The sequence below is a fragment of the Streptomyces sp. NPDC005899 genome, assembly GCF_040629645.1.
Classification (GTDB): domain Bacteria; phylum Actinomycetota; class Actinomycetes; order Streptomycetales; family Streptomycetaceae; genus Streptomyces.
This window is the reverse complement of sequence record NZ_JBEXWB010000044.1, coordinates 21,997-29,944: the sequence shown is the minus strand read 5'-3', so window position 1 is coordinate 29,944 and position 7,948 is coordinate 21,997. Positions and strand designations below refer to the sequence as shown.

The 7,948-nt window shown below is 71.2% G+C and carries 9 protein-coding genes and 1 pseudogene; 7 read left to right on the top strand and 3 right to left on the bottom strand.

The window, feature by feature from the left end:
- From ABZ371_RS08780 to ABZ371_RS08760, 5 genes and pseudogenes are all read left to right on the top strand, one after another.
- Nucleotides 1-150 (top strand): annotated as a pseudogene (locus tag ABZ371_RS08780) (IS3 family transposase); the annotation flags it as partial.
- A 49-nt stretch (nucleotides 151-199) separates the two neighbouring features.
- Entirely contained in the window at nucleotides 200-745 is a 546-nt protein-coding gene (locus ABZ371_RS08775; protein ID WP_358675495.1) for a GIY-YIG nuclease family protein, read from the top strand.
- Between the two features lie 561 nt (nucleotides 746-1,306).
- Nucleotides 1,307-1,783, top strand: a complete 477-nt coding sequence (locus ABZ371_RS08770; RefSeq protein ID WP_358675492.1) for a DUF6281 family protein — start codon at nucleotides 1,307-1,309, stop codon at nucleotides 1,781-1,783.
- A gap of 372 nt (nucleotides 1,784-2,155) precedes the next feature.
- Complete coding sequence (locus ABZ371_RS08765; protein WP_358675489.1) at nucleotides 2,156-2,404, top strand: hypothetical protein; 249 nt, start codon at nucleotides 2,156-2,158, stop codon at nucleotides 2,402-2,404.
- Nucleotides 2,401-2,643 (top strand): hypothetical protein, encoded by a 243-nt coding sequence (locus tag ABZ371_RS08760; protein WP_358675487.1) that lies wholly within the window; start codon nucleotides 2,401-2,403, stop codon nucleotides 2,641-2,643. Before ABZ371_RS08765 ends, ABZ371_RS08760 begins: the two co-directional genes overlap by 4 nt.
- Before the next feature lie 141 nt (nucleotides 2,644-2,784).
- On the opposite strand, the gene ABZ371_RS08755 is transcribed toward ABZ371_RS08760, so the two are convergent.
- Nucleotides 2,785-3,558, bottom strand: coding sequence for a hypothetical protein (locus tag ABZ371_RS08755; RefSeq protein ID WP_358675484.1), 774 nt, complete (start codon nucleotides 3,556-3,558; stop codon nucleotides 2,785-2,787).
- Nucleotides 3,559-3,774: 216 nt separating this feature from the next.
- On the opposite strand from ABZ371_RS08755, the gene ABZ371_RS08750 reads away from it, so the two are divergent.
- Complete coding sequence (locus ABZ371_RS08750) at nucleotides 3,775-4,914, top strand: aminoglycoside phosphotransferase family protein (protein ID WP_358675481.1); 1,140 nt, start codon at nucleotides 3,775-3,777, stop codon at nucleotides 4,912-4,914.
- An 80-nt stretch (nucleotides 4,915-4,994) separates the two neighbouring features.
- Here ABZ371_RS08750 and ABZ371_RS08745 read toward each other — a convergent pair whose 3' ends face one another.
- Nucleotides 4,995-5,504, bottom strand: coding sequence for a YbjN domain-containing protein (locus tag ABZ371_RS08745; RefSeq protein WP_358675478.1), 510 nt, complete (start codon nucleotides 5,502-5,504; stop codon nucleotides 4,995-4,997).
- Between the two features lie 33 nt (nucleotides 5,505-5,537).
- On the bottom strand, nucleotides 5,538-6,929 hold the full coding sequence (gene mshA, locus ABZ371_RS08740) for a D-inositol-3-phosphate glycosyltransferase (RefSeq protein ID WP_358675475.1): 1,392 nt from the start codon (nucleotides 6,927-6,929) through the stop codon (nucleotides 5,538-5,540).
- 219 nt (nucleotides 6,930-7,148) lie between these two features.
- Here mshA and ABZ371_RS08735 point away from each other — a divergent pair, with 219 nt between their 5' ends.
- Entirely contained in the window at nucleotides 7,149-7,937 is a 789-nt protein-coding gene (locus ABZ371_RS08735; protein ID WP_358675472.1) for a class I SAM-dependent methyltransferase, read from the top strand.
- Nucleotides 7,938-7,948: the final 11 nt, after the last annotated feature.

The following is a 7,948-nucleotide window of genomic DNA, read 5'->3' as shown; positions in this document are numbered from 1 at the left end:
CCGACCGAGCGCGAGGCCCGACTCGACGCCTTCCGATGGCTCCACCGCTACAACACCCGCCGCCGACACTCCCACCTCGGACAACGATCACCGATTGCCTTCGAGAACGCCCTCCACCTCACACCAACTACGCTGGCACAAGCCGCATAACCCGTGTTCAGGATCCGGGGTCAAGGCCCATGCCACGCCTGGAGGCTTCGTGGAACCTACCGCTCTCGTCAGTCCGAGCCATTTATGGTCGGCACACGAGGTCTTGGTGCACCCGAGCCCTCTCCCGGCTGCGGCAGGGGTCTATGGCTGGCACTTCAAGCAGTCGCCCCATCCGGACCTGGACGCCGGGCGCCTGCTCTACGTCGGGATAGCCCCGCGGCACATGGCCAACTGGGCCAGTACTCAGAACCTGCGCAAGCGGGTGCGCTATCACTACCGGGGCAACGCGGCCGGCTCGACGCTACGACTCACTCTGGGGTGCCTGCTCGGACTTGAGCTGCGACGCGTAGGCAGCGGCAAGCGGATGACCTTTGGCAAGGCAGGCGAAGCCACCCTGAGCCAGTGGATGGCAGACAACGCGCGAGTGTGCTGGATGGAGCAGGACAAACCGTGGGAGCTGGAGTCACACCTCATCTTCCAACTCGACCTCCCGCTGAACCTCGACCAAAACCGCCACAACGCCTATCACAGTCGCCTGAAAGAACTACGGGCCCAAGCACGGCAGCGAGCGCGCGAGCTGCCCATCAGCTCCTAGGGTGAGGGGCTGTCTGGGCCGTCTCTGGGCCGTCCGAGGTTACTCAAGGGCACCCGATCACGACCAATGGCGACTACTCACAGGGAGTCGATCAGCGTCTCCACCTGCGAAAACCCTGGTCGCCGAGATCTACCGCAAGACCCAGGGCAAGAAGAAGTAAGCAAGACCGAAGACGCCCTCCACCTGCGGGTCTCCGCACGGTGGGGGGCTTTTGGGTGGGCTGGGTCGTCTGTTGTCCGTCGCGTGCTCAGCAGGCCGTCAGGCGCGGCGGCTCCAGCGGCGGGTGCGGATGTCGAGGACGATCAGCAGTGCCGCGGGGATGGCGATCTCTACGGAGGCATCAGCCCAGAGGGCAAGTGCATCGCCGGCAGTGCCGATGAGCGCGATCAGGAGATCGCGAGGTCGAAGTTCGCCGGCCGCCCGGCGAAGCTGTCGGCGCCCTTGCCGAGGATCGGCCGACAGCTCTCATCGTGCCGCAGGAGAACGCGGGAACCCTTCGCGGCCTTGTGGCGTCGAAGGTGCGGCTGGCCGCAGGTAGCGGCACCTGAGGGAGGTCGGTTCATGACGGGCGAGCAGGCGGTCAGTTGGGCGGCGCGCGGAAGGTTCGCGCGGTCCGTGAGTGTGCGGGCGGCGCTCGCGGCGGTGACCCTGATCATGTCCACGTCCTGTGCTGGGGCGGGCACTTCGCAAGGTGGTGCGGACAGTTCCTGCGCGGCCCTGCTCGAGTACGAGGGCCACACCTATCTCGGCCACGGGCTCTATCCCGATGACGCAGGCGACAGCGACGACGTCAAGGCGGGCAGACGGCTGGGCGCAGGCGCCATCCCCGAGTGCGATGACACTCCCGATGTGGATGACCAGCACGCGGCTTCGGAGCCGGTAACCGTGTACGCGATCGAGGGTGTGGACCCCGTCCACGCCGTGACCGTGGACCATCCGGCCGGCGGAACCGTCTACATCGAGCAGGCGTCGAAGAAGACCCTGCCGGAGCTACGGAAACGGATCAAGGCCCAGGAGTCGAACGCGGCCACCAAGTGAGGCGCGTCCGCGGGAGAAGTGCTCTCCTGTCATGAGTGGCGGGTGTGTGGGGTGCCGTCCTGCGCGCACCGCCGAGGAGCTCGCCGAAGAACTCACCGAGCGCCCGGCCGGCCCTTCGTGGTCCTCCGCCGGGCCGGGTCGCCCGGCCGTTCTTCGCCCCGTCGCCCAATTCGTCCTCCGTGCCGCTCGTGGGCTCCGCGACTCGTACAACGGCCGCCGCCCGATGGGCAGTACAGTGCGTGATCCGCCCTGCCCTTCACAACGTATCCGTGAAGAACGTACCCATCGGCGCGCACGCGTCGGGTCCGTGCGGGAGTGGTACGCGGCGGGTACGTGGAGGGCAGAGAGCAAGGAGATCGGGGGAGAGCGACCATGGGCGAGGCTCTGAGGACCTTTGTCGGTGGTGCCGAGGTCGAGGTGCCGAACAGCATCCCGGCGATCCGTGCGGCGCTGCCCGAGGAGAGACGCGAGGAGTTCGACCACGCGATCAACGAGGCGGGCGTCCATGAGATCCAGGCCGTCATGCGGCACTGGATGCTCGAGTCCGTGCCCGATCCCGAGGCCGAGCGGATCCTGGACCGGTTGGCCCGGGACGAGGCCGAGAGGCGGAGCGTCGCTTGAGCTTCCGCATCTCCTACGCCCCACCCGCCGACGACAGCCTGGCCAAGATGCGGGACGGCGACGCGTTCCGCGACGAGATGGCACGCACGCTGGGCCGGGACCCGTACGGACACGCTTCGTCCGCCGTCAAGCATGAACGCGACCGGCGCGAGGCGACCGTGTCCGGCGCGATCGTCCTCTACTACGTCTCCGGATCCGTGCTGACCGTCACCGTGGTGAGGCTTGTTCCCCTGCCCTGACAAGCCTCGGTACGGATCACCGGATCACCGGATACGGGAACGCCGGATCACCGGGGCCCTGCCCTTCATGGCCGCCGTGGTGATCACCTGTCCCCGGGTGCGGGGCGGCGGGCCGGACGGCCCGCCGTCACGCACGGAGTATCAGCCGAGCTTCCCGGCCTGGGCCGTGATCACGGCCGACGGCAGCTCGAAGTCGGCCTTGCCGGACGCCACGACACCGAGGTTGAACGCGAGGAAGGTGGCGACCGCACTGCCCTGACGCAGGCTCACGAGCTTCGCGGGCACGGTCGTGCCGTCCTGCCGCGCTCCCACCGTCCAGGCGACGGCCTCCTCGCCGTCCGTCACCTTCTCCTCGGTCAGCTTGACGACCTCCGTCTTGTCGCCCTTGATGGTCATGGTGAAGCCGCCGGCGCACGCCGCCGCGGAGTCACGGAGTTCGGCGATGCTCTTCTCCGCGCCGTCACCCTCGTAGGAGGCGAGCGCGACCAGGGTCGACGTCACGTCGAACGCGGCCTTCATCGCGTCCTCGGGGTCCGCGGTCGCGTCCTTCTTCGGCTCCTGGACGACCTGGCGGCCCGCGGTGCCGACGGGGGTGCCCCGCTTCATCCCGGAGTAGGCGAACGCGAACGGCTCGCACTCCTTCTTGTCCGCGGTGACGTCTCCGGGCTTCACGGCGTCCTCGGCACCGATGTCGGTGACCTTGTGGCCGGCGACGTCGCCCTGCTCCAGGGATGCCTTGTCGATCTCGGCCTGCGTCAGCGCGGTGACCGCCGCCTTGGTGGCGCCGCCGTCCTTCGCGCTCGGTGCGGCGTCCTTCCCGTCCCCGGAGTCCGAGCCACCGCAGGCGGTGACGAGCAGGGCCAGTGACACCACGGAAGCGGCGATGGCGGAACGGCGTACGGCAGTGGCGCGCATGGTTCATCTCTCCGTCGGAAGAAGCGACAACCCGCTCCTGTGCGGAGATCTGTCATCCGAGGGGGTGCTGTCGCACTGGGCGACACTTTACGATCGGACACCTGTCCGGTGATCGCTCTGTGCGGTCACGGGATGTGATCGTGATCAGCCTGTGATCACCCTGTGGAAGCGCTGTGGGGCGGACGCTCCGCTCGCCCGGCCCGAGGAGTCCGCGCCGTGTCCGTCGACGCCCCTGTGCCCGAGTCCGCCGACCCGACGGCGTGCGTGCTCGCGGCTGTGGGAGTGACGGAGGACGACATCGCCTCCCGCGAACCTCTCAGCGGTGGGACGTACAACACGGTGACCCGGGTGACGCTCGCGGACGGCCGCGTATGGGTGGTGAAGGTCCCGCCCCGCCACGGACCGGGGATGAGCTACGAACGCCGCCTCCTCGTCAACGAGGTCACCTTCTACGCAGCCGCATCCGCAGCCACCACCGCAGCCACCGCCACCGGCACAGCCACCGCCGGAGCCGCAGCCAGCACCTGTGCGGGTGCCGGTGCCGCATCCACCACCGCCGCAGACGGTCACGCACCCGGCGAGGACGACGGCACGATCCCGCGGGTCGTGCACAGCGAGGTCGGCACCGGCGCCCCCACCGGCCCGTACGTCGTCATGACGGCGTGCCCCGGGCGGCCCTGGTCCGGCCTGGCGGACGAGCTGACGGAGGATGAGGAGCGGTCCCTGCGCGAGGAGCTGGGGGGTGTCGTCGCCCGCCTGCACAGCGTGACGGGACCGGCCGGGTTCGGCTACCCCGCCCAGCCGTTCGGCCCCCTCCCGCCCACCTGGCGCTGGGCGTTCACCACGATGACCGATGCGGTGCTCACCGACGCCGAGGCGTACCGGGCCGAACTCCCCCGCCCCGTGGGTGAGATACGCGCGGTGCTCGCCGCGGCGTCACCGGTGCTGGACGAGGTGACCCGGCCCGCCCTGGTCCACTTCGACCTGTGGCGGGGGAACCTGCTGGTGACAGGCGCGCCCGGTGCCCGGCGCATCGGCGGAGTCGTCGACGGTGAGCGGATGTTCTGGGGCGACCCGGTCGCCGACCTCGTCTCCACCTCGCTGTTCGGCGACCCTGAGGCCGACGACGGCTTCCTCACCGGGTACGCGGCCGTGGCGGGCCGGCCCCTCGCCTTCACCCCGTCCGTGCGGCTGCGGCTCGCCCTCTACCGCAGCTACCTCTACCTGATCATGCTCACCGAGACGGTGCCCCGCCGCGTGCCGGCCGACGTCCGGGAGTGGACGTCGGCCGAGGTGGCTCCCCGCCTGGCGGCGGCCCTGGAGGAGGTCGAGTCGGCGGCGCGCCCGGGAAGGTGAGCCCGGCGCCGGGGCGGCCGGGTGTCAGCGGTCCGGTGCGCAGCGCCACCGGCCCCCGTCACCGGACAGCGGGCCGGGGGTCAGTCGGTGGGGCGCTGCGTCAGATGTGTGAACGCTTCGAGGTTCCGGGTGGACTCGCCGCGCTCCACGCGCCAGGCGTACTCCTTGCGGATCGCGCTCGCGAAGCCCAGTTCGAGGAGCGGGTTGAACGCCCCGTCCGCCGCCTCCAGTACGGCGCCCAGCAGCCTGTCCAGCTCCTCGGCGGTGACCACGGACAGGGGCAGCTTGCCCACGAGGTAGATGTCGCCGAGGCCGTCGATCGCGTAGGACACCCCGAACAGGCGCAGGTTGCGCTCGAGGAGCCAGCGGTGCACCGCCGCGTCGTTCTCGTCCGGGTGACGGATGACGAAGGCATTGACGGAGAGGGAGTGCTTGCCGACGAGCAGGGAGCACGTCGTGGACAGCTTCCGCGTGCCGGGCAGTGTGACGACGTAGCTGCCGGGCCCCGGGCTCTCCCACTCGAGTTCCGCGTCGTTCAGCGCTGCCTCGATGACCCGCGCCGCTGCTGCTTCCTCGGTTGCGTCAGCCATGGTCCGAGCGTACGACAACACCGGGCCGCGGTCTCAGCCGCGGTGGGACCGGGCGCGACGCCGGTGGTCGCACATCGCCGCCGTGTACACCTCGGCCGTCGCCGACGCCGCCGTGTCCCAGCCGAACGACTGCGCGTGCGCGGCGGCCGCCGTGCCCATCCGGTCGGCCAGCTCGGGGCTGTCCGCGAAGCGGGCGAGGGCGCGGGCGTATGCCTCCGGATCGTGGCCCGGGATGAGGAAGCCGCTGACCCCGTCCCGCACCGCCACCGGGAGACCGCCGACCGCCGCCGCGATCACCGGCGTACCGGCCGCCTGCGCCTCGATGGCCACCAGCCCGAAGGACTCGCTGTACGACGGCATGACCAGCACGGACGCCGCCCTGAACCAGTCGGCGAGCTGCACCTGGCCCACCGGCGGCTGGAACCGTACGACGTCGGCGATGCCCAGCCTCGCGGCCAGCTTCTGCAGGCCCTCCGGCCTGGTGAGCCCGCTGCCACTGGGGCCGCCGACCACCGGCACGAGGATGCGCGTACGCAGCGACGGGTCCCGGTCCAGCAGTGCGGCCACGGCGCGGAGCAGCACGTCCGGGGCCTTCAGGGGCTGGATCCGGCCGGCGAAGAGCGGGATCAGCGCGTCCTGCGGCAGGCCGAGGCGGGCCCTGGCGGCGGCGCGGGCGGTCGCCGCCTCCCCCTGGCGAAGAGGGCCGGAGGCATGGGGAAAGGGGCTGAAACGGTCCAGGTTGACCCCGGGGTGCACGACGGCGACGGCGGCGGGGTCCGCCTCGTAGAAGCGGACGAGCTCGTCCGCCTCCTCGGCGGTGTTGGCTATGAGCCGGTCGGAGGCGTGCACGATCTGCGTCTCACCGATGACCCGGGCGGCCGGCTCGGGGGTGTCGCCCTCGGCCAGGGAGGCGTTCTTCACCTTGGCCATGGTGTGCATGGCGTGGACCAGCGGGACGCCCCAGCGCTGGGCTGCGAGCCAGCCGACCTGGCCGGAGAGCCAGTAGTGGGAGTGGACGAGGTCGTAGTAACCGGGGCGCTGGCCCGCCCATGCCTGCATCACCCCGTGCGTGAAGGCGCAGAGCTGTGCGGGCAGCTCCTCCTTGGCCAGCCCTTCGTACGGGCCCGCGTCGACGTGGCGGACCAGGACACCGGGCGACAGCTCGACCGACGGCGGCAGGGCGCCCGTCGTCGCACGGGTGAAGATCTCGACCTCGATGCCGATGGCGGCGAGGCGCTCGGCCAGTTCCACGATGTAGACGTTCATGCCGCCCGCGTCGCCGGTGCCCGGCTGGTGGAGCGGAGAGGTGTGGACGGAGAGCATGGCGACGCGACGAGGCTTGCGCGGCCCGCCCGCGAGCCCTCCCGGGAGGCGGATGCGGGGTGCCACACGACCGCTGCCGAGCCGGGAGACGTACTGGCTCATGTGGTCCGCTCCTCCTCGCCCGGGGCACGACTCCTCAGGGGCACAGGACCCCGTCCAAGGCCAGAACAGCGGAACCCGGCCTTTCATTTCCGCTTTGCCAAATCATTACGCCCGGACCGGCGTGCCGCGGCGCCCTCTCCCGCCTGCACGCCGCCCTCTCCCGCCTGCCCGCCGCACTCCCCCGCCGCCCCCTCCGGCGCTTCGCATACGCTCGCAGTCATGCACCAGCGCCCCATCGGCACCGCCACCCGCGGGACGACGAACCCCAACCGGCTGCGCCGCATGGACCGCTGGATCGCCGCCACCCACGGCCCCGCCCTGCGCCGCAGCGACTCCCCCGTCGCCGTCGACCTCGGCTACGGCGCGGCGCCCTGGACCCCCGTCGAACTGCTGTCCCGGCTGCGCACCGCGGAGCCGCGCACGGCGGTCGTCGGGGTCGAGATCGACCCCGACCGGGTGGCCGCGGCGAAACCGTACGAGCGTGAGGGCCTCACCTTCCGCCACGGCGGCTTCGAGATCCCCGTCCCGGGCCGCCCGGACCTGATCAGGGCGGCGAACGTACTGCGCCAGTACGACGAGGAGGAGGTCGGGGCCGTCTGGCAGCGGCTGTGCGCCCGCCTCGCCCCGGGCGGGCTCCTCGTCGAGGGCACCTGTGACGAGATCGGACGCCGGCACGTCTGGGTGGCGCTCGGCCCGGAAGGGCCGCGGACGGTCACCTTCGCGACCCGGCTCGGCTCGCTGGACCGTCCCTCCGACCTCGCCGAACGCCTGCCGAAGGCGCTGATCCACCGGAACGTGCCGGGTGAACCGGTCCACGCCTTCCTGCGCGACCTCGACCGGGCCTGGGCGTCGGCCTCCCCGTACGCCTCCCTGGGGGCGCGGCAGCGCTGGATCGCGGCGGTCCGGGCGGTCTCCGCGGACTGGCCGTTGACGGACGACGTACGACGGTGGCGGCAGGGTGAACTGACGGTGCGGTGGTCCGCGCTGCGGCCCGGCCGGCTCCACTGAGGACACCGCCG

What these genes read in the sequence shown, in the direction of transcription:
- ABZ371_RS08770 (WP_358675492.1), top strand. Translation starts at nt 1,307, where the DNA reads ATGACGGGCGAGCAGGCGGTCAGTTGGGCGGCGCGCGGAAGGTTCGCG.
- ABZ371_RS08765 (WP_358675489.1), top strand. Translation starts at nt 2,156, where the DNA reads ATGGGCGAGGCTCTGAGGACCTTTGTCGGTGGTGCCGAGGTCGAGGTG.
- ABZ371_RS08755 (WP_358675484.1), bottom strand. Translation starts at nt 3,558, where the DNA reads ATGCGCGCCACTGCCGTACGCCGTTCCGCCATCGCCGCTTCCGTGGTG.
- ABZ371_RS08745 (WP_358675478.1), bottom strand. Translation starts at nt 5,504, where the DNA reads ATGGCTGACGCAACCGAGGAAGCAGCAGCGGCGCGGGTCATCGAGGCA.
- mshA (WP_358675475.1), bottom strand. Translation starts at nt 6,929, where the DNA reads ATGAGCCAGTACGTCTCCCGGCTCGGCAGCGGTCGTGTGGCACCCCGC.
- ABZ371_RS08735 (WP_358675472.1), top strand. Translation starts at nt 7,149, where the DNA reads ATGCACCAGCGCCCCATCGGCACCGCCACCCGCGGGACGACGAACCCC.